The sequence below is a fragment of the Kosakonia sp. N21 genome (assembly GCF_050587465.1).
Lineage (GTDB): Bacteria > Pseudomonadota > Gammaproteobacteria > Enterobacterales > Enterobacteriaceae.
The window spans coordinates 329,007-348,796 of record NZ_JBOBHR010000006.1; the positions used below are offsets into that span (position 1 = coordinate 329,007).

23 protein-coding genes, 1 other RNA gene and 1 pseudogene are annotated in these 19,790 nt (G+C 53.8%); 8 read left to right on the plus strand and 17 right to left on the minus strand.

All coding sequences use genetic code 11. The features are described 5' to 3' along the window. Positions 1 to 57 precede the first annotated feature (57 nt). The 3 genes from ACQ3G7_RS16805 to smpB form a co-directional block, all read right to left on the minus strand. Positions 58 to 1,287, minus strand: coding sequence for an integrase domain-containing protein (locus ACQ3G7_RS16805; protein ID WP_198903016.1), 1,230 nt, complete (start codon positions 1,285 to 1,287; stop codon positions 58 to 60). 165 nt (positions 1,288 to 1,452) lie between these two features. Beyond that, positions 1,453 to 1,816, minus strand: a transfer-messenger RNA (tmRNA) gene (ssrA, locus tag ACQ3G7_RS16810). 182 nt (positions 1,817 to 1,998) lie between these two features. Beyond that, positions 1,999 to 2,481, minus strand: a complete 483-nt coding sequence (smpB, locus tag ACQ3G7_RS16815; protein WP_061493575.1) for an SsrA-binding protein SmpB — start codon at positions 2,479 to 2,481, stop codon at positions 1,999 to 2,001. A 158-nt stretch (positions 2,482 to 2,639) separates the two neighbouring features. Here smpB and ACQ3G7_RS16820 point away from each other — a divergent pair, with 158 nt between their 5' ends. Both ACQ3G7_RS16820 and ACQ3G7_RS16825 read left to right on the plus strand, forming a co-directional pair. Next, complete coding sequence (locus tag ACQ3G7_RS16820; protein ID WP_263099701.1) at positions 2,640 to 3,077, plus strand: type II toxin-antitoxin system RatA family toxin; 438 nt, start codon at positions 2,640 to 2,642, stop codon at positions 3,075 to 3,077. Further along, positions 3,067 to 3,363 (plus strand): RnfH family protein, encoded by a 297-nt coding sequence (locus tag ACQ3G7_RS16825; RefSeq protein WP_263099702.1) that lies wholly within the window; start codon positions 3,067 to 3,069, stop codon positions 3,361 to 3,363. The genes ACQ3G7_RS16820 and ACQ3G7_RS16825 overlap by 11 nt, the downstream gene beginning before the upstream one ends. 6 nt (positions 3,364 to 3,369) lie before the next feature. On the opposite strand, the gene ACQ3G7_RS16830 is transcribed toward ACQ3G7_RS16825, so the two are convergent. From ACQ3G7_RS16830 to nadK, 4 genes are all read right to left on the minus strand, one after another. Beyond that, on the minus strand, positions 3,370 to 3,888 hold the full coding sequence (locus ACQ3G7_RS16830; RefSeq protein ID WP_430890684.1) for a ClbS/DfsB family four-helix bundle protein: 519 nt from the start codon (positions 3,886 to 3,888) through the stop codon (positions 3,370 to 3,372). Positions 3,889 to 3,945: 57 nt separating this feature from the next. Beyond that, entirely contained in the window at positions 3,946 to 4,287 is a 342-nt protein-coding gene (gene bamE, locus ACQ3G7_RS16835) for an outer membrane protein assembly factor BamE (protein ID WP_263099703.1), read from the minus strand. A gap of 148 nt (positions 4,288 to 4,435) precedes the next feature. Beyond that, positions 4,436 to 6,097 carry a DNA repair protein RecN gene (recN, locus tag ACQ3G7_RS16840; protein WP_430890647.1) on the minus strand — a complete coding sequence of 554 codons (1,662 nt, stop codon included), beginning with the start codon at positions 6,095 to 6,097 and terminating at the stop codon, positions 4,436 to 4,438. A gap of 87 nt (positions 6,098 to 6,184) precedes the next feature. Beyond that, the gene (gene nadK / locus ACQ3G7_RS16845) at positions 6,185 to 7,063 is read right to left on the minus strand and encodes an NAD(+) kinase (protein ID WP_061493581.1); all 879 of its coding nucleotides are present in this window, start codon (positions 7,061 to 7,063) and stop codon (positions 6,185 to 6,187) included. A gap of 121 nt (positions 7,064 to 7,184) precedes the next feature. Between nadK and grpE the strand changes: the two genes are divergently transcribed. Then, entirely contained in the window at positions 7,185 to 7,781 is a 597-nt protein-coding gene (gene grpE, locus ACQ3G7_RS16850) for a nucleotide exchange factor GrpE (RefSeq protein WP_430890648.1), read from the plus strand. A 51-nt stretch (positions 7,782 to 7,832) separates the two neighbouring features. Here the strand turns inward: grpE and ACQ3G7_RS16855 are convergent, their stop codons facing one another. Both ACQ3G7_RS16855 and ACQ3G7_RS16860 read right to left on the minus strand, forming a co-directional pair. Beyond that, positions 7,833 to 9,119, minus strand: a complete 1,287-nt coding sequence (locus ACQ3G7_RS16855; protein WP_061493583.1) for an HlyC/CorC family transporter — start codon at positions 9,117 to 9,119, stop codon at positions 7,833 to 7,835. Between the two features lie 16 nt (positions 9,120 to 9,135). Next, the gene (locus ACQ3G7_RS16860; protein WP_061499811.1) at positions 9,136 to 9,924 is read right to left on the minus strand and encodes a cytochrome C assembly family protein; all 789 of its coding nucleotides are present in this window, start codon (positions 9,922 to 9,924) and stop codon (positions 9,136 to 9,138) included. A 168-nt stretch (positions 9,925 to 10,092) separates the two neighbouring features. On the opposite strand from ACQ3G7_RS16860, the gene ffh reads away from it, so the two are divergent. The 5 genes from ffh (at position 10,093) to rplS (ending at position 13,710) form a co-directional block, all read left to right on the plus strand. Continuing rightward, positions 10,093 to 11,454 (plus strand): signal recognition particle protein, encoded by a 1,362-nt coding sequence (gene ffh / locus ACQ3G7_RS16865; protein WP_263099706.1) that lies wholly within the window; start codon positions 10,093 to 10,095, stop codon positions 11,452 to 11,454. 249 nt (positions 11,455 to 11,703) lie between these two features. Beyond that, positions 11,704 to 11,952, plus strand: a complete 249-nt coding sequence (gene rpsP / locus ACQ3G7_RS16870) for a 30S ribosomal protein S16 (RefSeq protein WP_007370708.1) — start codon at positions 11,704 to 11,706, stop codon at positions 11,950 to 11,952. An 18-nt stretch (positions 11,953 to 11,970) separates the two neighbouring features. After that, on the plus strand, positions 11,971 to 12,519 hold the full coding sequence (gene rimM / locus ACQ3G7_RS16875) for a ribosome maturation factor RimM (protein WP_263100846.1): 549 nt from the start codon (positions 11,971 to 11,973) through the stop codon (positions 12,517 to 12,519). A 30-nt stretch (positions 12,520 to 12,549) separates the two neighbouring features. Beyond that, a complete protein-coding gene (trmD, locus tag ACQ3G7_RS16880; protein WP_430890649.1) occupies positions 12,550 to 13,323 on the plus strand; it encodes a tRNA (guanosine(37)-N1)-methyltransferase TrmD in 774 nt (257 codons plus the stop codon). Between the two features lie 39 nt (positions 13,324 to 13,362). Then, positions 13,363 to 13,710, plus strand: coding sequence for a 50S ribosomal protein L19 (rplS, locus tag ACQ3G7_RS16885; RefSeq protein ID WP_002914145.1), 348 nt, complete (start codon positions 13,363 to 13,365; stop codon positions 13,708 to 13,710). 188 nt (positions 13,711 to 13,898) lie between these two features. On the opposite strand, the pseudogene ACQ3G7_RS16890 reads toward rplS, so the two are convergent. The 8 genes and pseudogenes from ACQ3G7_RS16890 to ACQ3G7_RS16925 all read right to left on the minus strand — a co-directional run. Continuing rightward, a pseudogene (locus ACQ3G7_RS16890) lies at positions 13,899 to 14,081 on the minus strand (DNA-binding transcriptional regulator); the annotation flags it as partial. Positions 14,082 to 14,166: 85 nt separating this feature from the next. Beyond that, positions 14,167 to 15,297 (minus strand): contractile injection system protein, VgrG/Pvc8 family, encoded by a 1,131-nt coding sequence (locus ACQ3G7_RS16895; protein WP_430890650.1) that lies wholly within the window; start codon positions 15,295 to 15,297, stop codon positions 14,167 to 14,169. Then, positions 15,294 to 15,755 (minus strand): phage tail protein, encoded by a 462-nt coding sequence (locus ACQ3G7_RS16900; protein ID WP_263099710.1) that lies wholly within the window; start codon positions 15,753 to 15,755, stop codon positions 15,294 to 15,296. The genes ACQ3G7_RS16895 and ACQ3G7_RS16900 overlap by 4 nt, the downstream gene beginning before the upstream one ends. Further along, on the minus strand, positions 15,752 to 17,476 hold the full coding sequence (locus ACQ3G7_RS16905) for a phage tail tape measure protein (protein WP_430890651.1): 1,725 nt from the start codon (positions 17,474 to 17,476) through the stop codon (positions 15,752 to 15,754). Before ACQ3G7_RS16905 ends, ACQ3G7_RS16900 begins: the two co-directional genes overlap by 4 nt. Then, the gene (locus ACQ3G7_RS16910; RefSeq protein ID WP_061493592.1) at positions 17,469 to 17,588 is read right to left on the minus strand and encodes a GpE family phage tail protein; all 120 of its coding nucleotides are present in this window, start codon (positions 17,586 to 17,588) and stop codon (positions 17,469 to 17,471) included. Before ACQ3G7_RS16910 ends, ACQ3G7_RS16905 begins: the two co-directional genes overlap by 8 nt. A 32-nt stretch (positions 17,589 to 17,620) precedes the next feature. Then, positions 17,621 to 17,902, minus strand: a complete 282-nt coding sequence (locus ACQ3G7_RS16915) for a phage tail assembly protein (RefSeq protein WP_263099712.1) — start codon at positions 17,900 to 17,902, stop codon at positions 17,621 to 17,623. 62 nt (positions 17,903 to 17,964) lie between these two features. Then, positions 17,965 to 18,483: a phage major tail tube protein gene (locus ACQ3G7_RS16920; protein WP_263099713.1), complete on the minus strand. Its 519-nt coding sequence runs from the start codon at positions 18,481 to 18,483 to the stop codon at positions 17,965 to 17,967. A gap of 12 nt (positions 18,484 to 18,495) precedes the next feature. Continuing rightward, on the minus strand, positions 18,496 to 19,677 hold the full coding sequence (locus ACQ3G7_RS16925; RefSeq protein WP_263099714.1) for a phage tail sheath protein: 1,182 nt from the start codon (positions 19,675 to 19,677) through the stop codon (positions 18,496 to 18,498). Positions 19,678 to 19,790 lie beyond the last annotated feature (113 nt).

A 19,790-nucleotide genomic window follows, 5' to 3' on the forward strand; every position in this document is an offset into this window, starting at 1 on the left:
ATTTTTATATGCATTCATTTTTATAATTCATTTAAAAAATTAATTGTTTTTATATAATCAGGCCGCAATCGCTTTTAGCTTTTGAGCCTGAACATAGTCACTCCACCACTGCATGAGAACCACTCGTTCTGCGAGATAATCTGCGCGATTATATGCGGCAATTATTTCATCTTTCTTCGAGTGGGCAAGGGCGGCTTCTAAGACATCAGTCCTAAACTGTCCAGACTCCTCAGCAGCCGTTCTAGCGATGGATCGCATACCGTGGGCTACAAGCTCACCTCCGAAGCCCATACGGATTATGGCCGCATTAGCTGTTTGTTCATGCATATGGTTAAGAGGAGCCTTTATGCTTGGAAACACCCATTCACGATGCCCACTTATCGCTTTCATTGACTCCAGGACTCTCAAAGCTTCTTTGCTTAGTGGAACTTTGTGAGGCTTCTTCATTTTCATAAACTCAGCCGGGATGTTCCACATTGAGTTATCGATATCTATATCAGCCCATCTTGTGCGAACAGCTTCACCAGGACGAACCCAGGTCAGTAACTGCCATTCAATCAGCAATCGTGTCTCCAAACGAACAGAGGCATTGTTTAACACCAATAGGAAGCGGGGTAACTCGGAAGGGGGTAATGCAGGCATATTCTGCTTTTTAGGCTTACTGAACCGTTGCCCAAGGTTGTCAGCCGGATTGAATTCGATAAGTTCCTCAGTTGCTGCATAACGGAAAATTTCATTTAATCGGGAAATGATTCGCCGTAAAGTTTCGAGGACTCCTCGTTGCTCAATAGGGTCAAGATGTTGCTTTAAGAGTTTAGGTCGGATCTCATTGATAGGAACATTACCCAAGCCGGGAAAGATATTTCTCTCCAGGCTTCGCCAGATATCTTCTGCATGGTCTTGTGAGATACCTGATGTCTTTACCTTCTCATCTAACCATTTCCTTGCCACGGCTTGGAGAGTGTGTTCAGTAGCATTCTTTAAGGCATTAGCTTTATCGTTGTTATGGATTTGAGGATCAATGCCATTGGCAAGCAAGGAAAGGTATTCATCTCGTAGGGCTCTGGCTCTTGCCAGTGTAAGGTGAGGATATGTTCCTAAGCTCACCTTAGTTCGCTTTTTGGTCACCGGCACTGCATACCTGAAATACCAATTCTTCTTCCCTCCTTTCGAGAGGGGGGCGATTCGTAGGATCAAACCATCACCGTCAAACAAGTTGATTTCTTTGTCGGCTGGCTTGGTGCTTTTGATTTCAGTGTCAGTGAGCTTCTTAGCGATTTTTGCCATTTTGGGACCCTCGGTTTTTGGACCCTTCGTTGTGGGTCCCATTCAGGGTGCCATAAGTGATAGTTCTCAGCAATTCTCACTGGACGACAATAGACATGAAAAAGCCCGCAGAGCTTGTGCTGTGCGGGCTTAGTAGACTTCATTGTACTTCAAACAACTAAAAAGTGGTGGAGCTGGCGGGAGTTGAACCCGCGTCCGAAATTCCTACATCCTCGGTACTACATGCTTAGTCCAGTCTTTACATTCGCTTGCCAGCTGCGGACGGACACGCCACTAACAAACTAGCCTGATTAGTTTTAACGCTTCAACCCCAGGCAGGGCATCCGCGCGATCTCTTTTGGGTTTGACCTCTCTTGATCCCCGTCCTAAGAGCGGAGGCTAGGGAGAGAGGGCTTCAAAGCAGGTTATTAAGCTGCTAAAGCGTAGTTTTCGTCGTTTGCGACTATTTTTTGCGGCTTTTTACGAGGCCAACCGCCCCTCGGCATGCACCTTGGGTTTCGCAAATCCCGTCGAATCCAGAATCAGCCCCAAAAGTGTGAAGCGAGTATAACACTTTTATGAAGCAGCATACCAGTCCATATCGCAGCAGTATTCTTTTCGGGGGACTGTGTACACGGAGTACGAAGAGGAATAACCAGAACGAGGCGATAAGGGAGCGTCAAACGGGAAATCATGCCCTCTCCCGGCGTGAGAGGGCGGAGTTGGGCGCTATCAGCGTCCGGCGTTTTTCATGATACGTGCTTTATCAAGCTGCCATTCGCGCTCTTTCAGATCGGAGCGTTTATCGTGCTGTTTCTTACCTTTCGCCACGCCGATTTTCACTTTACACCAGGCATTTTTCCAGTACAGCGACAGCGCCACCACGGTGTAACCTTCGCGGTTGATGCGTCCGTAGAGTGAATCGAGCTCGCGTTGGTTAAGCAACAGTTTGCGCGTGCGGGTTGGATCGCAAACATAGTGGCTTGATGCCACGGTCAGCGGTGTAAAGTTGGCGCCAAACAGAAAGGCTTCGCCGTCTTTCAGAATAACGTAGCTATCGCCAATGTTTGCTTTACCGGCGCGCAGGGATTTTACTTCCCAGCCCTGCAATGCCAGCCCGGCTTCAAATTCCTCTTCGATGAAGTATTCATGGCGGGCGCGCTTGTTGAGCGCGATGGTTGCTGAACCAGGTTTATATGCTTTTTTCTTCGTCATATGTCGTGAAGCCATCCGGTAATCTGATATCTGAAACTGACCTCATTGCGTCCTGTGAGGTTTAACGCGTTATCTTAGCATGAGTTCCGGCGTAGCGTTTTCCTTTCATCCTGGGGAGATGTTATTATTTGTCGATTGTGTGAACGTGGAAGAACCGAATGCCTCAGATTAGCCGGACTGCGCTGGTTCCTTATAGTGCAGAACAAATGTATCAGTTAGTGAACGATGTAAAGTCCTACCCGCAGTTTCTGCCGGGCTGTACAGGTAGCCGGGTGCTGGAGTCCGGGCCGACGCTGATGACCGCCGCCGTGGATGTTTCCAAGGCCGGGATCAGCAAGACTTTTACCACACGCAATACGCTGGAAACCAACCAGAGCATTTTGATGCACCTGGTGGATGGCCCGTTCAAGTCGTTGATCGGTGGCTGGACGTTTACGCCGCTCAGTACCGACGCCTGCCGCATTGAATTCCAGCTCGATTTCGAGTTTACCAACAAGCTTATCGAACTGGCGTTTGGTCGCATCTTTAAAGAGCTGGCGTCAAATATGGTGCAGGCCTTCACCCTTCGGGCGAAAGAGGTTTACCGTGTCGGGTAAGATTGCCGTTGAAGTCGCTTATGCTTTACCAGAAAAACAGTATCTGCAACGGGTGACGTTGGATGATGGCGCAACCGTTGAACAGGCGATTCTGGCTTCGGGTTTGCTGGATCTTCGTGACGATATCGATCTGAACGTTAATAAAGTCGGTATTTACAGCAGACCAGCGAAACTACAGGATGTGGTGCGCGATGGTGATCGCGTGGAGATTTACCGCCCGCTGATTGCTGATCCGAAAGAGCTGCGTCGCCAGCGCGCGGAAAAATCTGCCAGCGTGAAAAAGTAATTCGGTTTAATTCGCCGCTGTGCTGGTTTTTAACAATGCGTTAAGGCGTGAGGCGGCGTTGTTCCATGGTGAGGCGGTATTAAACTGGATCATCCGGCCTCGCGTCCATTTCCCGTACCACTGCTGCTGATAGAGCGCTTCATCGCTGTAGCTTTCAACCAGCGTTACCAAAGCGTGATAGCACTGCTCCAGCTTTGCGCGCAGTGTTAACCAGTCAGTGATATCCGCGTAATCGCTGTAGTACTTTTGCGCCAGTTTGCCGAGCTCATTCCATTTGAATCCCGTTGCTGGAAAATCGATTGGCTTTCCTGCCGCTTCCTGCTGATGCCAGTAGAGCACCTGTTGTCCCCACCCCAACAAATAGCTGACAAGGTTTGCGGCACTCATTGTGGTGCCGGAAGCATGCCCTTCCAGCAGAGGCGTAAATGCGATATCTACAGGAGTGCGATCGAGTTTTTTCTGCAAAGTGAGCCAGGATTTCTCCATTGAAGCCAGTAGTTGATCTTTGCTTTGCGGTACAGCCATCATTTTCTCCCTGGAAACAAAAAAGGCGCCTTTCGGCACCTTTTTGCGGTCATGGTATTACTGTTTGGTCAGCGCGGGTTTGTTATCCAGGTTGGTTAATACACCATTGCTGTTAAATGTCAGTGTCAGTGTCTGCTGAGTCACATCTTCATGGCCCGGTTGTTGACGGAACACGTAGAACCAGGTGTTGCTGCCAAACGGGTCTGTCATCATCGGCGTACCCAATGCATAAGCAACCTGCTGTTGCGTCATACCCACGTGGATTTTTGCAACGTCATTAGGTGTCAGGTAGTTCCCCTGATTGATATCAGGGCGGTAAACCACGCGTTCTACAGTAGAGCAACCAGCGGTCAACATCAGGAGAACCGCTGCGGCAGCAGTCAGCATTTTACAGCGCATAGTGATTTGATTCCTTTTCGGGCCCGAACAATACGTGGCTCATATGTAATATGCCGATGATAATAGACCTTTAGCCAGTTTAAAACCTTTGTGGCGGGGTCTGTTGTCGATTTTGTCGGGAACTCTGACCCTGAGAATTCAAAAAAGTTTACGCTGCCAGTAGCTCTTTCGCATTCGCCAGTGCATTCCTGGTCACTTCGCTGCCACCCAGCAAGCGCGCCAGTTCTTGTAAACGGGCACGTTTATCCAGCGGCTGCATATGCGTTTCGGTCATCGCGCCGTCGGTCTCTTTACTGACATAGAAGTGATGATGCCCGCAGCCTGCTACCTGCGGCAGGTGAGTCACGCACATTACCTGGGTAGATTCCCCTAACTGACGCAACAGTTTGCCGACCACGGCGGCGGTAGGACCGCTAATACCCACATCCACTTCATCGAAAATGAGCGCCGGGGTTTCCATCTTCCGTGCGGTGATCACCTGGATTGCCAGTGCAATGCGCGACAGTTCACCGCCGGAGGCCACTTTGGCGATGGATTGCAGCGGTTGCCCTGGGTTGGTGGTGACACGAAATTCAATGCGGTCGGCACCGTCAGCAGTCAGTGAACGGTCATCAAAGGCGACATCAATATCGAACACACCGTGCGGCATGGAGAGAGCGTGCATGCTGTCGGTGATCAACTGACTCAGCTCCTGCGCATATTTCACGCGTTGGTCATGCAGAAGCCGGGCGCTTTCCAGCGCCAGTTGATGGTGCTGGCTGACAGCCAGCGTCAATGTTTCTTGTGAATCCGCCTGATCGTCCAGCAACTGCTGCTCATTAAGCAGTGACTGGTGGAGCTGTGGCAACTCTTCCGGGCTGATATGGTGTTTGCGGGCAAGTGTGATCTGCCGGGCGATGCGCTGTTCCAGCTCGTAGAGGCGATTCGGATCGAGATCCAGGCGGTCGCAGTAGTGGCGTAGCTCATCGCTAGCTTCGCTAATCTGGATTGCGGCTTCTTCCAGCATATCCAGCACGCCGGAAAGACGCGTATCCATGCCCGCCAGATCCGTCAGTAACTGGCGAGCGGTGTAGAGCTGACTTTGCAGGTTAACGTCTTCGCCATCCGCCAGTACATTCAGTGCGTGCTGACTGGTAGAGAGCAGTTGCCCACTGTTCGCCAGACGTTTGTATTCTTCGTCGATTTGCTCAAACTCGCCTGGTTGCGGGTTAAATTCATTCAGTTCTTTTAGTTGATAGTGCAACAGCTCTGCGCGGGCCGTACGTTCCTGGCTCTGCTGCTGGTGCTGCGCCAGTTCACGGCAGCTCTGATGCCAGGCGCGGTAGTTCTCCGCCATTTTCAAAGTGAGCGCATACTCACCGGCATAGCCGTCGAGCAGGGTTTTCTGGTGCTCGGGTTTGATCAGCAACTGGTGTGCGTGCTGCCCGTGTATTTGGATGAGGAGCTGGCCCAGTTCGCGTAACTGAGAGAGGGGCACCGCCGTACCGTTGATAAAACCACGGGAGCGCCCGTCGCTGCTGATGACGCGGCGAAGTAAACACTCACGCCCATCTTCGAGTTGGTTCTCTTCCAGCCAGCGTTGAGCCGCGGGTGTGTCTTTCAGCGCAAAGCGGGCACACAGATCGGCGCGGGGCGCGCCTGCGCGCACCATGTCGGCATCGGCGCGGCCGCCCAGACACAGCCCGAGCGCGTCAATGGCAATGGATTTACCCGCCCCGGTTTCGCCGGTAATAGCCGTCATCCCGCTGTGAAAATCGATCTCAAGCTCACGAACGATAGCAAAATTACTGATGGTCAGTTGTGCCAACATGGTTGCTTTCCTGTATGAAAAACCATAACTGTGTTTTCGTACAGTATAAACTGGTTTTATATACAGTAAAGCATTGTGTGGTGATTTTCAGAACAATTTTTTCGACCAGCCGAGCTTCGAGCTTAATGTATTGAAATAACTGTAATCTTTAGGGTGGATTAAGTTCAAATGATAGTCGCAGCGGCGGATTAGCACGTCTTCGCCTTCCTGAATTGGCAGGGCGATTTGGCTGTCGCAACTGACTTCCAGATCGCTGCGTCGATGCGAGAAACGCAAGCGGATGGTGCTGCTGCTGTTGATGACCAGCGGGCGTGCCGACAGCGTATGCGGGAACATCGGCACCAGTGTGATGGCATCCAGCGACGGTGTCAGAATCGGTCCACCTGCAGAAAGTGAATAGGCGGTGGAGCCGGTTGGCGTCGAGATAATCAGCCCGTCGGAACGCTGAGAAAACGCAAAAACTTCGTCAATATAGACTTCGAATTCGATCATATGGGCCACTTTGCCCGGGTGCAGCACCACTTCGTTAATGGCAGTGCTGATGCGCTTCTGGCACTCCTGCTGGCACACCTGCACTTCCAGCAGAAAGCGTTTTTCGGCGATATAATGCCCTTCCAGCACATCCGCCAGCTGCTGCTGGGCGTTATCCGGGTCGAGGTCGGTGAGAAAACCGAGATTGCCGCGGTTAATGCCGATAACATTGATATCATAACGGGCGAGGGTGCGCGCCGCGCCTAGCATATTACCGTCGCCGCCGACCACCACCGCCAGATCGCCATACTGACCAATTTCCGCCAGCGTGCCGGTCCGCACATTTTTGAGCTGCAGTTCCTGGGCAATTTGTTGTTCAACAATGACGTCGTAGCCTTTTGCGCTGAGCCAGCGATAAAGCATTTCATGTGTGGTCAGTGCGGTAGGGTGCCGTGGGTGCCCGACAATACCAATACACTTGAAATGGTGGGTCATGTTCTGCGGTCCTTGTGGCGAATGAATGATGACAATCTGTCACGTTCCCTTGAATCCCGGAAACTGATCCCCATAATAAGCCAGGTTAGCGAGATGAATGCAAAAAAACGCGGAGAAATTCATGAGTAGTAAAGAACAGAAAACGCCTGACGGGCAAGCCCCGGAAGAAATTATCATGGAACAGCACGATGATGTTGAGGCCGTTGTTGAGTCTGACGATTCTGCTGAGCAGGTGGATCCGCGCGATGAGAAAATTGCGAATCTTGAAACGCAATTAGCTGAAGCGCAAAACCGTGAGCGCGAAGCCGTTTTACGCATCAAAGCGGAAATGGAAAACCTGCGCCGCCGTACCGAACAGGACGTTGAGAAAGCGCATAAATTCGCGCTGGAAAAATTCATCAACGAACTGCTGCCGGTTGTCGACAGCCTGGATCGCGCGCTGGAAGTGGCGGACAAAAACAACGCGGACATGGCGCCGATGGTTGAAGGTATCGAATTGACGCTGAAGTCCATGCTGGACGTGGTGAAAAAATTCGGTGTGGAAGTGATTGCTGACACCAATGTCCCGCTGGATCCGAACGTGCATCAGGCCATTGCGATGGTCGAGTCTGATGAAGTGGACGCCGGGAAAGTGCTGGGCGTGATGCAAAAAGGTTATACCCTGAACGGCCGTACCATTCGTGCCGCGATGGTGACCGTTGCAAAAGCGAAGGCGTAAGCGCCGCTGAGCAGAGACCCTCTCCCCGGAGAGGGTTTTTTTTCATCTGCGTTATTCGGTTACGCTTTCCCGCAGGGCTTTTACCGGGATCACTTTCACCTGTTTGATCATATTGTCCTGTACGTCGAGAATATCGATATCGTACTGCTCAATACGCACGCGCGTACCGATGGCGGGGATCTCTTCCAGTGCTTCCAGCAGCATGCCATTTATGGTGCGGGCTTCCTCTTCCGGTAGCCGCCAGTTAAAGGCTTTGTTCAGTTCGCGCACGCTGGCGCCGCCTTCGATAATCACCGAGCCGTCATTCTGCGGCGTGGCTTCGTCTGCGAGCGCTGGCGACATGGAGGTGGTGAAGTCTCCGACAATCTCTTCGAGAATATCTTCTACCGTGATTAGCCCCTGAATATCACCATATTCGTCGACCACCAGGCCGACTTTCTTTTTATTACGCTGGAATTTCACCAGTTGCACGCTGAGCGGCGTGCCTTCCGGTACGTAGTAGATTTCGTCGGCGGCGCGCAGCATCACCTCTTTGGTGAACTCTTTTTTCTCGGTCATCAGGCGATAGGCTTCGCGCACGCGCAGCATACTGATTGCATCGTCCAGCGAGTCGCGATACAGCACAATACGACCGTGTGGCGAGTGTGTGAGCTGGCGGACAATGGATTTCCAGTCATCGTTAATGTCGATGCCGACGATGTCGTTGCGCGGCACCATAATGTCGTTAACGCTGACCTTTTCCAGATCGAGCACCGACAGCAGCATGTCCTGATTACGACGGGAGATTTGCGAACGCGATTCGTTGACGATGGTGCGCAGTTCGTCTTTGCTGAGCGCGCCGCTGACCACCACATCGGCTTTGATCCCCACCATGCGCATTAAAATGCGGGTGACGCCGTTGAGCAGCCAGACCAGCGGCAGCATGATCACCTGCAACGGGGCCAGTAGAAAGCTGCTCGGAAAGGCGACCTTCTCCGGGTAGAGGGCGGCGATGGTTTTGGGCAGCACCTCGGCAAACACCAGCACCACGAAGGTCAGTACCCCGGTGGCGATAGCGACGCCAGCATTCCCGTACAGGCGCATGCCGACAATAGTGCCGATAGCTGAAGCGAGAATATTGACCAGGTTGTTACCAATCAGCACCAGGCTTATCAGGCGGTCCGGTTTGCGCAGCAGCTTTTCAACGCGGCGGGCCGCGCGATTACCCTGCTTAGCCAGATGGCGCAGGCGATAGCGGTTGAGCGTCATCATCCCGGTTTCAGAACCGGAAAAATACGCCGAAACCACGACCATAATGACCAGCGTGATGATCAGTGTCGTGGTGGAGATGTGTTCCAGGGGGAACTCCTTTGTTTTAGCTCAGAAACTCTTGCAGGACGCGGCTGCCGAAATAGGCCAGCGTTAAGATCCCCGCGCCCGCGACATTGAACCAGACGACGCGGCGACCGCGCCAGCCTTCATGGTAGTGACCCCACAGCAAAACGATATAGACAAACCAGGCGATGATAGAGAGCACCGCTTTGTCGATATTGTCCATGCTGAACAGGTTTTTCATAAAGAATAGCCCGGTGCACAGTGTCAGAGTCAGTAACACCACACCGACCTGAGTGATATGAAACATCTTGCGTTCAATGACCATCAGCGGCGGCATTTCGCTGCTAAACGCCAGCCGTTTGTTCTTAAGCTGATAGTCAATCCACGCCAGTTGCAGAGCGTACATTGCGGCAATGATTAAGGTGGCGTAGGCGAAAAGGGATAACCCAATATGCACCATCATGCCGGGCGTCGCTTCCAGATGGGTGATGTATTCGTTAGGGACAAAAATAGCGAAAGCGAGGTTGATCAATGCAAAGGTGTAAACGATGGGCAACAGTAACCAGCCGCGATTTTTAGACGCCACAATGGTCATAACGGTGCAGATCATCAGACTGACCAGCGAGCCCACGTTTAATAAGCTGAGGTTTTGCCCACCGTCATCGGGAAAAATGCGTTCTTTCAGCCCAAAACCGTGGAAAATCAGGGCAATCACTGCTGAAAGAATGGCCATTCTGCGCCAGCCGCTGTTTTTTTGCAGCAGGCCAGGAACGATCAGCGCAATGCTGATGGAATAGGCAACAAGAGCGATCAGAGCGAAAACGGGCATATGGGTGTCGGCAGTTGACTGAAGAAGAAAGGAAAACAGTATAGCGTCACGGGACGTTGGCTCCAACAGTTGCATCACATACAGAAGCGGGACGTTCATGTTATACTGCGGAATATTTTTGTAATGCGTCGCCCTGGCGGCCAATCGTATCACCTCAGGCGAGAGACCATGTTTGATAATTTAACCGATCGTTTGTCGCGCACCCTGCGCAATATCAGTGGCCGTGGGCGCCTCACTGAAGACAACATCAAAGATACCCTGCGCGAAGTGCGTATGGCGCTGCTGGAAGCGGACGTTGCGCTGCCGGTCGTGCGTGATTTTATCAACCGCGTGAAAGAAAAAGCGGTTGGTCATGAAGTGAATAAGAGTCTGACCCCGGGTCAGGAGTTCGTCAAAATCGTGCGCAACGAGCTGGTTGCGGCGATGGGCGAAGAGAATCAAAGCCTGAATCTCGCAGCGCAACCGCCAGCCGTCGTGCTGATGGCGGGTTTGCAGGGCGCAGGTAAAACCACCAGCGTGGGTAAACTCGGTAAGTTCCTGCGCGAAAAACACAAGAAAAAGGTGATGGTGGTTTCCGCGGACGTTTATCGCCCGGCGGCAATCAAACAGCTGGAAACGCTGGCTGAGCAGGTTGGGGTGGAGTTCTTTCCGTCTGACGTTGCGCAAAAGCCGGTGGATATCGTTAACGCGGCGCTGAAAGAAGCGAAGCTGAAGTTCTTCGACGTACTGCTGGTGGATACCGCCGGTCGTTTGCACGTTGACGAAGCGATGATGGATGAGATCAAACAGGTTCACGCGGCGATTAAACCGGTGGAAACGCTGTTTGTGGTCGATGCCATGACCGGTCAGGATGCGGCAAATACGGCGAAAGCCTTTAATGAAGCGCTGCCGCTGACGGGGGTTGTGCTGACCAAAGTCGATGGTGATGCCCGCGGTGGTGCGGCGCTGTCGATTCGTCATATCACCGGCAAACCGATCAAGTTCCTCGGCGTTGGCGAGAAGACCGAAGCGCTGGAGCCGTTCCATCCGGATCGTATTGCTTCCCGTATTCTCGGCATGGGCGATGTGCTGTCGCTGATCGAAGATATCGAGAGCAAAGTTGACCGCGCGCAGGCGGAGAAGCTGGCAAATAAACTGAAGAAAGGCGACGGTTTTGATTTGACCGATTTCCTTGAGCAGTTGCGCCAGATGAAAAACATGGGCGGTATGGCGAGCCTGATGGGCAAGCTGCCGGGCATGGGGCAAATCCCGGATAACGTTAAAGCGCAGATGGATGACAAAGTGCTGGTGCGCATGGAGGCGATTATTAACTCCATGACGCTGAAAGAGCGCGCCAACCCGGACATTATCAAAGGTTCCCGTAAACGCCGCATCGCCGCAGGCTGTGGTATGCAGGTGCAGGATGTAAACCGTCTGCTCAAACAATTCGACGACATGCAGCGCATGATGAAGAAGATGAAGAAGGGCGGGATGGCGAAGATGATGCGTGGGATGAAGGGGATGATGCCGCCAGGCTTCCCCGGACGCTAATCCGGCCTGGCTTATTGGCCATTTTGGCGCCGGGGTGTGCTCGTCATCCTCACGTACTGCGTGTACGCTCCGGTGACTGTGCGCGCGCCGACGTCAAACTGGCTGCAACGCCGACGGCCTCAGGTCTCACAGTTTCGTAACTGTCGATTGCTTTTTAGCAAAAAATGAGTAAAATTTTCGGGCTTTTAATATGACACCGGGCTCCGTTCCTCGATGGGGCCTGGTGTTTTATTCACACAAGAGGATGTTATGGTAACTATTCGTTTAGCACGTCACGGCGCTAAAAAGCGTCCGTTCTACCAGGTTGTTGTCACCGACAGCCGTAATGCACGCAACGGTCGCTTCATTGAGCGCGTTGGTTTCTTCAACCCGATCGCTTCCGAGAAAGAAGAAGGCACCCGCCTGGATCTGGATCGTATTCAGCACTGGGTTGGCCAGGGCGCTACCGTTTCCGATCGCGTTTCCGCGCTGATCAAAGAAGCACAGAAAGCAGCTTAATCTGTCACGGTGGTCATGATGAGCAAGCAACAAACCGCATCAGTCCCTGTTGAGCCAATTATCGTTGGCAAACTGGGTTCTTCTTACGGAATTCGTGGTTGGCTCAGAGTGTTTTCCTCCACCGAAGACGCCGAAAGCATTTTTGACTATCAGCCCTGGTTTATCCAGAAAGCGGGTCAGTGGCAGTGCATTGAGCTGGAAAGCTGGCGCTACCACAATCAGGATATCGTCATCAAACTGAAAGGTGTTGATGACAGAGATGCCGCGAATCTTCTGACGAATTGTGAAATTCTCGTTGATTCCACGCAGTTGCCGGAACTGGAAGCGGGTGACTATTACTGGAAAGACCTTATGGGTTGCCAGGTAGTGACTACTGAAGGTTACAGCCTCGGTAAAGTCGTCGATATGATGGAAACCGGGTCGAATGACGTTCTCGTCATCAAGGCAAACCTGAAAGATGCATTTGGTATCAAGGAGCGGTTGGTTCCGTTCCTCGATGGGCAGGTTATCAAGAAAGTCGATCTCACTACTCAAACCATTGAAGTAGATTGGGATCCTGGTTTTTAAACCTCCGGATATACGGTAAAAGACGGCGCTATGTGGATTGGCATAATTAGCCTGTTTCCTGAAATGTTCCGCGCGATTACCGACTACGGGGTAACTGGCCGGGCAGTAAAAAATGGCCTGCTGAGCATCCATAGCTGGAGTCCGCGTGACTTTGCTCATGATCGGCACCGTACCGTGGACGATCGTCCTTACGGCGGCGGACCGGGGATGCTAATGATGGTGAACCCTTTGCGGGACGCTATTCATGCAGCAAAAGCCGCGGCGGGTGAAGGCGCCAAAGTGATTTATCTGTCGCCTCAGGGACGCAAGCTTGATCAAGCGGGCGTGAGCGAACTGGCTACCAATCAGAAACTGATTCTGGTGTGCGGTCGCTACGAAGGGATAGATGAGCGCGTAATTCAAACCGAGATTGACGAAGAATGGTCTATCGGCGATTACGTTCTCAGCGGTGGTGAGTTACCAGCGATGACGCTGATTGACTCGGTTTCCCGGTTTATTCCGGGGGTACTGGGGCATGAAGCATCAGCAACGGAAGATTCCTTTGCTGATGGGTTGCTGGACTGTCCACACTATACCCGACCTGAAGTGTTAGAAGGGATGGACGTACCGGCGGTGTTACTGTCGGGGAACCATGCTGAGATACGTCGCTGGCGTTTGAAACAGTCGCTGGGCCGCACCTGGCTTAGAAGACCTGAACTTCTGGAAAACCTGGCTCTGACTGAAGAGCAAGCAAGGTTGCTGGCGGAGTTCCAAAGCGAACACGCAAAACAGCAACTGCAACAGAAACATGATGGGACGGCGTAAGCCCCCAATATCAGTTTACCCAGGATAAGAGATTAAATTATGAGCAACATTATTAAGCAACTTGAACAAGAGCAGATGAAGCAGGACGTACCTTCCTTCCGTCCGGGCGATACCGTGGAAGTGAAAGTATGGGTTGTTGAAGGTTCCAAAAAACGTCTGCAGGCATTCGAGGGCGTGGTTATCGCTATTCGTAACCGCGGTCTGCACTCTGCATTCACTGTTCGTAAAATTTCCAACGGCGAAGGCGTTGAGCGTGTCTTCCAGACTCACTCTCCGGTAGTTGACAGCATTGCTGTTAAACGTCGTGGTGCTGTTCGTAAAGCTAAACTGTACTACCTGCGTGAGCGTACCGGTAAGTCTGCTCGTATTAAAGAGCGTCTTAACTAAGGATCGCTTTCGCGACATCCGAAAAGTTAGTGTAAAACAAGGGGTTGGCGTAATGCCAGCCCCTTTTTTATTGGCGATGGCGGCAGAATGGCGGCAGAGGATCGCCGGTGGCGGCACTGCATGGCAGGCAAAAAAAAGCCTGCTTGCGCAGGCTTTTGAGAGGGATGTTGCCGGTATTATCGCACGCCGTGGGGCGGTGCGGCTTCTGTCGCGCCAGGACGGACAATGTAGCGCGCCAGCGATTCGTGGGTGACGAAGGTGCAGCCGCAGTTGATGTTCTGGCACTGGTGGTAGCGTTCTTTGGTTTCGGTACTGAGATAGCGGCTCGAACGCGCATGAGCCGCTTCCTGGCATAACGGGCAATGCATCATTTTGTGATTTCTCCAGCGTGTTTATGCCAGTAATAATAAACTTTAAACTTGCAAATGCAAGTCAATAGTTGCATTTGACTCCTTGTTATTCCTGGGTTTTGAATTCATACGCCACTTTACTGACGTCGATTTCCAGCTCCAGCTTGGTGATAAACCCTTTATTATCAAGTGCATGAGTGACTTTTTTGATGACCCATGGCGTATTGTTGATGACATCTTTGAAGCCAGACAGACGGATGGGGGTTTCCGGGGCGATATCGCCGCGCCCTTGCGCAAGCACCAGCGTAAATTTCGCCGCGGTGCGCTGAAGCTCCTTCCACGCCGCGTCGGCCGCGCGGGTCGCTTCGTCTTTCGAGGCGTACAGCGTCGGCAGAATATAGACATTCTCTGCCGAGCCGGCGGTGTAGTTTGTCGCCTCTTGCTTGCTCTCTTCTTTGCGCTTCATCTCCACTTGTTTCGTCTGCTTCTGCGGCGTTTTGGTATCCTGCCAGTGCGCAACCACGCCGCCGTACGCCGCGCGGTCTGCAAGGTCAAAGGTGTGCGTATCGCCATCGCCACGGCTGATGGTTACCGGCGTAACCGCTTTGCCGTTGCGCACGCATTTGCCCGGCACCAGAAAAATCAGCGTCCCCTTTTTCACGGCGATTTCAGCACCGTTGCGGATCGCCAGCCGGGTCAGAAACCCAATGTCGCTCTCCTTCGACTGGTCGATATGCGCAATCTTAATCCCCGCCAGCTCCGCCGCAACGCTGGCTTTTAGCTTATTACGCGTGGCGATGTTTTCAACAATCGCGCCAAGCGTCGTGTCATGCCACGAGCCCTCTTTGGCGGTGTTCATCCCTTCACGAAAATCCACGCTACGCCCGGAAATTACCAGCTGGTCCGGCGTGCCACGGTGCGTCACCTGGTCGATGGTGAAACTGCCCATATCGGTCGGATTCTCGCCCTGGCGACCCAGACTGACGCCCACCACCGCGCTGCGTGCCGGCATGGCGATATTCCCGTCAGCATCATCCAGCGTCAGCGTCAGCGTATCGGCTTCGAAACCGCGATTGTCCGTCACGGTCAGTGAAATCAGGCGCCCGGCGATGTTTTGGGTGATGTCTTTGTCGACCTCCGTTGCGGCCTGGTCGTCACTTGCGGGTTTGGCGAGCAGCTTCAGCGCATAGAGGGGCGTATCCGCCTGCGTCAGATCATTGGCCAGTGCATCAATCATACGAGGGTACCCAGTTTTTTACTGGCAGCCTCAAGCAACTCGCTGCCTTTGGTTTGCAGATTTTTCGCCAGCGTAATCAACGACTCATCAACCCGGGTGAGTTGCAGCGTGAAGTTGATTTTGCGCGGCGAGCCGTCGCTGTAAAACTCGGAGCCGTTCTCTTTGACGTTGCTTATCACATACCAGCCGTAAATCATTCCCGTGCCATCGATAAGCGGCCATTGTTTGCCCTGCTCGGCCATCAGGCGCACGGCCGCCAGCGACAGCACGCCGCCGGTCAGCTCCGGGAAGAGATCGCCGGTGATTTCCACCGTATCTTCCCCCGGGCCGATGAACTGATAGGCCGCGCGTTTGCCGACGCGCGGGTTGCTGCTCCAGGTAAACGCGGAGGTGCGGTTCATGTTCTGGAACGGCAGCGTTTGCCGCATAAAAACGAAAAATCCCAGCGCCAGCATCATAATGAGTAACCTCCTGACTGAGTGAAGTGGGAATAGGCGTTGTTGCGGCGGTTGTCGGCTTCCTGACGGAGCAGGTTCTGCAACTGGCGCTCGTTGTCGCTGCCGGGGGAAATATCGCCCGTCAACGTGACGTTATATTCTGTTTTGCTCTGGTCGACGTACGAATTACCGCCAGCGGGTTTGGCTGCCTGGTAGTTGTTGAATCCCGGCATTGTGCTGGTTGGCTGGATGTATCCAATCGCGCCGCCTGCCGCCGTTGCGTCCACCGGTTTGGGGATCTCAATCGCCGGTTGCTTGTTCACGATGCCGAGTTTCTCCAGCAGCCAGCCGACGCCGTCGATCAACAATTTCAACGGCGCTAAGGAACCGATCAGCCCATCGGTCAGAAACTTGCCGAATAATTGCCCTGCATTGCCGCACTTCTCTAGCGCTTCCTGGCTGAATGTAATCGGGGAGAGCAGCGCGCCAAACAGGTCTTTTATCCACGTCAGACCGCTGCCAATGGCGTCGAAAACAGGCTGAAAAGGCACGAACAGTTCGGCAAGTGGGGCAAAGCCGGCTTTGATGCCTTCGACCACGCCGCCAAAGAAGGCGCTAATCGGTTCCCAGTAGGCGTAGATGGCCACCGCGGCGGCGGCAACGGCGGCGATAATGCCGACGATGGGCAGGGTGAGCGAGCCAAGTACCGTCAGAATGCCGCCGCACACGGTGGTAAAGACGCTACCAAAGGTGGTGGCGATGGTGATAAGCGTACTGATGCCCGTAAAGACGGGCGCAATCACGCTGGCCACGGTGCTAATTGCGCCAGCGACGCCAACCACCACGGTGGCGATCATCCCGAAGGTCTGCACCAGCCCCTGATTGTTCTGTACCCACAGTTGCAGCTGGCCCAGATACTGGGTCGCGGTTTGCACCAGCTGGCGTAAAGAGGATTCCTGGGTGCTGAAAATATCCACGCTCAGCGACTGATACGCCGCTTGCAGTGCCTGTAAATCGGTGCCGAGATTGCCGCCGTTCTGCGCGGTCGCCACGTTCGTACCGGGGCTGGCAGGGCTGGCGCCCGGGGTCTCTTTCAGCGACGCTTCGTAGCCCGGTTGCATCAGTTTTTTACCGAGGTTAACCCCGGTGGTCGCCACCGACATGCCGGTTTTGCCGACGGCGGAGAGGTTTCCGGCAATGCCCAGAATGGATTGCTGTCCCGCTTTGATTTTCGCCATGCGGTTTTGCCGGTTCTCCTGCGCCAGCGCGTCGCGCTGCGTCGTCAGTTGCCCGGTATTGTCATTGATGCTGTTTTGCAGACGCTGCCGCGCGCTTGCGGGTGCGCGGGTGCTGATGCCTGCCTGGCTCAGTACCTGACGCTGGTTTTTCACCGACTGGCGCAGGTCATCATGCTGTTGTTGCAGGGCTCTGACGCGGCTGCGGGCTTTCTCCAGCGCGCTAATTTGCGTGCGGGTCGGCGCGTCCACTTTTTTCAGTTCAGACGCCAGCGCGCGCGTGCTCTCTTTGGCGACGTTCAGCTCCTGGCTGACAGCCGTCAACGCGCTTTGCGTTCGGGTAAAACCGTCGATCTGCGCCACCTGGCTGTACAGGCCGCGTAAGGTGGTCTGCGTCTCTTTAACCTGGTCAGACAGCGACACATTCGCTGTCTGTAAGGTTTTAAACGGGCGCGTCGCCTGATCAACAGCTGTGAGCAAGTCTTCTATTTTTACGCTGTTACTCATGTGTGTTTCCGCTTCGCTGCAGCGCTTTTTCGCGCCATGTGATGAGTTCGCTCAGGCTCAGGGGATAGAGCTCTGACGGCGGCCAGTGGAAAATCACCGCGATATCCGCCATCAGATCGTCAACCGACAGGTTCGCCGGAAAGCTTACCGTGCCGAAGCCGGTGACAAAAAACCAACCACCTTGCCGGCCAGCGCCACCATATCCACCAGGTCCAGCGCGCTCACTTCCTGCTCGGTAAGCGAAGGCGAGGTAATGCGCGGCAACACTTTGATCAGCGCATCCACTTCCGCATTCGCCACTGCCGCCAGGCTTACGCCACGCAGCGTACCGGCGTTCGGCTTCATCAGGGTAATAACAGTAATGCTCTGTTCGCCGCGTTTGATCGGGTTTTCCAGGGTGATGACGTGGTCAGTTTCGTTGCTCATGAGTTCCTCGTGATTCCATTAGCGGGGGAAGAACCGGTCAGCGGGGCTGACCGGGTTGCGCATTACAGGCCGATATTGCGGCGGTGCTGCTCGAGGCGGTCTACGCCGTTGACTTTTTCGATCATGTTAACGGTGTCGATTTCCACCAGTTCCGCGCCATCCATCGTCAGTTTGAAATAGGTGCAAACGACGGAGATTTTGGATTCGGTGTCTTCGCCCACTTTGTTTTCGCCCGTGTCGATCTCTTTCTGGCGACCACGCATGACCACTTCGACTGCCACCGTTTCACCGGTGTCGTCGCGCTGGTAGGAGCCGGCGAAACGCACAGGGACGGCGTCTGCGCTGGTTGCGCCATACAGTTCCCAGATAGCTGCATCCGGGAAGCCGCCCAGCGTCCACTCCATCGACATGGCGTCGTCATCCAGACCCATATCGACAGGCGCGACACCGCTCATGCCTGCACCGCGGTAGTTTTCCAGCTTGCGGGTCAGTTTCGGCAGCGTGATGGATTTTGCGATCCCCTGATAGCTGTAGCCATTGAGGAACACGTTCATATATTTCAGTTTTCGTGGCATTGCCATTTATCAGGTTCCTTAATTGCTGTTGACCGAGGAGACCAGATTCACCAGGTACTTATCGGTGATGCGCTGGCGTAAGGTCAGGTTTTCCAGTGGCGGCACCGGCGTATAGTCGTAATCGATATACAGTTTCCCGGCTTTCAGGGTGACGGCGTCGTTGGCGGTTTCGTCGAACCAGCAGGTAGCATCCACGATGTAACCGTTGCTTTTCAGCTCGCGGAACTTCGCATTAATGCCTTCGATGATGTCGCGGATAAGCGTCGCGGTGATCGGTTTGTCCACCGCCCACATATGCGCATCGGCCATGGTGTCGGCGATAACCTGCGCGGTGCGGGTGTAGTTTTCAAACAGGAACAGCGGGTCGTCAGAGCAGGTACGGTTGCCCCAGAAGCGGAAACCGTCTTTGCGGATAAGCGTGGTCACGCCAGCCGCGTTGAGCAGATCCGCGTCGGTACCGGACTCCTGCAAATCCCAGAATACCGGGGTGCTGATGCCGGTCACGCCGTTAACGCCGACGTTGGACAGGGTTTTGTGCCAGCCAACGGACTGGTCGATGTAAGCACGCAGACCCAGCGCGCGGGCAGTGGCGTAGGCGGTGGAAGTCGCGTTCGCGACGGTATCCCAGGCGAGGAAATCCGGCCAGATCACCATCAGCTCACGCTGGCTGAAGTTTTCGCGATATTTCATTGCATCGGACAGGGTTTTGCAGCCCCAGGCGCTGACATAGCCGAAGGCGCGCAGTTTCTGGCAGACAGAGGCCAGTGCCGTGGCGACTTCCTGGGTGTCATAACCCGGTACGCCAAGAATACGCGGTTTCACGCCGGTTACCGCTTCAGCGGTCAGCAGCGCTTTCAGGCCAGTGTATTTACCGTTTGCATCGGTAGTGCCGATGATATTGGAAATGGTCTGTGCCTGCGCGGTGTCGCCCGTGCCTTCCGCAACGCGCACCACAACGATGACCGGTTTCGCCTGGTCAGCAATGGCTTGCAGAGAAGAGGCCAGCGTACCTTTGACGCCCGCTTTCGCAATGGCGCTCTGTACGCTGGTGATCAGCACTGGTTCATTAAGGGGGAACATCTCAGCGTCTGCATCGCTGGCGGTACATACCATGCCAACAATGGCCGTTGAGACAGTGGAAATGACGCGTGTGCCGTCGTTGATTTCGACGACCTGGACGCCATGATGATAGTCACTCATCCGTTTAACTCCGTGGTTTTGGGGTGAGTGCTATTCTCCAGGGCGGCGAGGCAGGGCGCTATTTATCGGCGTTGGGGCGGTGCTGAAACAACAGGTGTAGACATCGGTAATTC

What these genes read in the sequence shown, in the direction of transcription:
- ACQ3G7_RS16830 (WP_430890684.1), bottom strand. Translation starts at nt 3,888, where the DNA reads ATGGCTGTACCGCAAAGCAAAGATCAACTACTGGCTTCAATGGAGAAA.
- ACQ3G7_RS16820 (WP_263099701.1), top strand. Translation starts at nt 2,640, where the DNA reads ATGCCTCAGATTAGCCGGACTGCGCTGGTTCCTTATAGTGCAGAACAA.
- ACQ3G7_RS16860 (WP_061499811.1), bottom strand. Translation starts at nt 9,924, where the DNA reads ATGCCCGTTTTCGCTCTGATCGCTCTTGTTGCCTATTCCATCAGCATT.
- ffh (WP_263099706.1), top strand. Translation starts at nt 10,093, where the DNA reads ATGTTTGATAATTTAACCGATCGTTTGTCGCGCACCCTGCGCAATATC.
- ACQ3G7_RS16895 (WP_430890650.1), bottom strand. Translation starts at nt 15,297, where the DNA reads ATGATTGATGCACTGGCCAATGATCTGACGCAGGCGGATACGCCCCTC.
- recN (WP_430890647.1), bottom strand. Translation starts at nt 6,097, where the DNA reads ATGTTGGCACAACTGACCATCAGTAATTTTGCTATCGTTCGTGAGCTT.
- trmD (WP_430890649.1), top strand. Translation starts at nt 12,550, where the DNA reads ATGTGGATTGGCATAATTAGCCTGTTTCCTGAAATGTTCCGCGCGATT.
- ACQ3G7_RS16805 (WP_198903016.1), bottom strand. Translation starts at nt 1,287, where the DNA reads ATGGCAAAAATCGCTAAGAAGCTCACTGACACTGAAATCAAAAGCACC.
- rimM (WP_263100846.1), top strand. Translation starts at nt 11,971, where the DNA reads ATGAGCAAGCAACAAACCGCATCAGTCCCTGTTGAGCCAATTATCGTT.
- ACQ3G7_RS16925 (WP_263099714.1), bottom strand. Translation starts at nt 19,677, where the DNA reads ATGAGTGACTATCATCATGGCGTCCAGGTCGTCGAAATCAACGACGGC.
- ACQ3G7_RS16900 (WP_263099710.1), bottom strand. Translation starts at nt 15,755, where the DNA reads ATGATGCTGGCGCTGGGATTTTTCGTTTTTATGCGGCAAACGCTGCCG.
- nadK (WP_061493581.1), bottom strand. Translation starts at nt 7,063, where the DNA reads ATGACCCACCATTTCAAGTGTATTGGTATTGTCGGGCACCCACGGCAC.
- ACQ3G7_RS16910 (WP_061493592.1), bottom strand. Translation starts at nt 17,588, where the DNA reads ATGGCGGATATCGCGGTGATTTTCCACTGGCCGCCGTCAGAGCTCTAT.
- ACQ3G7_RS16920 (WP_263099713.1), bottom strand. Translation starts at nt 18,483, where the DNA reads ATGGCAATGCCACGAAAACTGAAATATATGAACGTGTTCCTCAATGGC.
- ACQ3G7_RS16905 (WP_430890651.1), bottom strand. Translation starts at nt 17,476, where the DNA reads ATGAGTAACAGCGTAAAAATAGAAGACTTGCTCACAGCTGTTGATCAG.
- smpB (WP_061493575.1), bottom strand. Translation starts at nt 2,481, where the DNA reads ATGACGAAGAAAAAAGCATATAAACCTGGTTCAGCAACCATCGCGCTC.
- rpsP (WP_007370708.1), top strand. Translation starts at nt 11,704, where the DNA reads ATGGTAACTATTCGTTTAGCACGTCACGGCGCTAAAAAGCGTCCGTTC.
- grpE (WP_430890648.1), top strand. Translation starts at nt 7,185, where the DNA reads ATGAGTAGTAAAGAACAGAAAACGCCTGACGGGCAAGCCCCGGAAGAA.
- rplS (WP_002914145.1), top strand. Translation starts at nt 13,363, where the DNA reads ATGAGCAACATTATTAAGCAACTTGAACAAGAGCAGATGAAGCAGGAC.
- ACQ3G7_RS16915 (WP_263099712.1), bottom strand. Translation starts at nt 17,902, where the DNA reads ATGAGCAACGAAACTGACCACGTCATCACCCTGGAAAACCCGATCAAA.
- bamE (WP_263099703.1), bottom strand. Translation starts at nt 4,287, where the DNA reads ATGCGCTGTAAAATGCTGACTGCTGCCGCAGCGGTTCTCCTGATGTTG.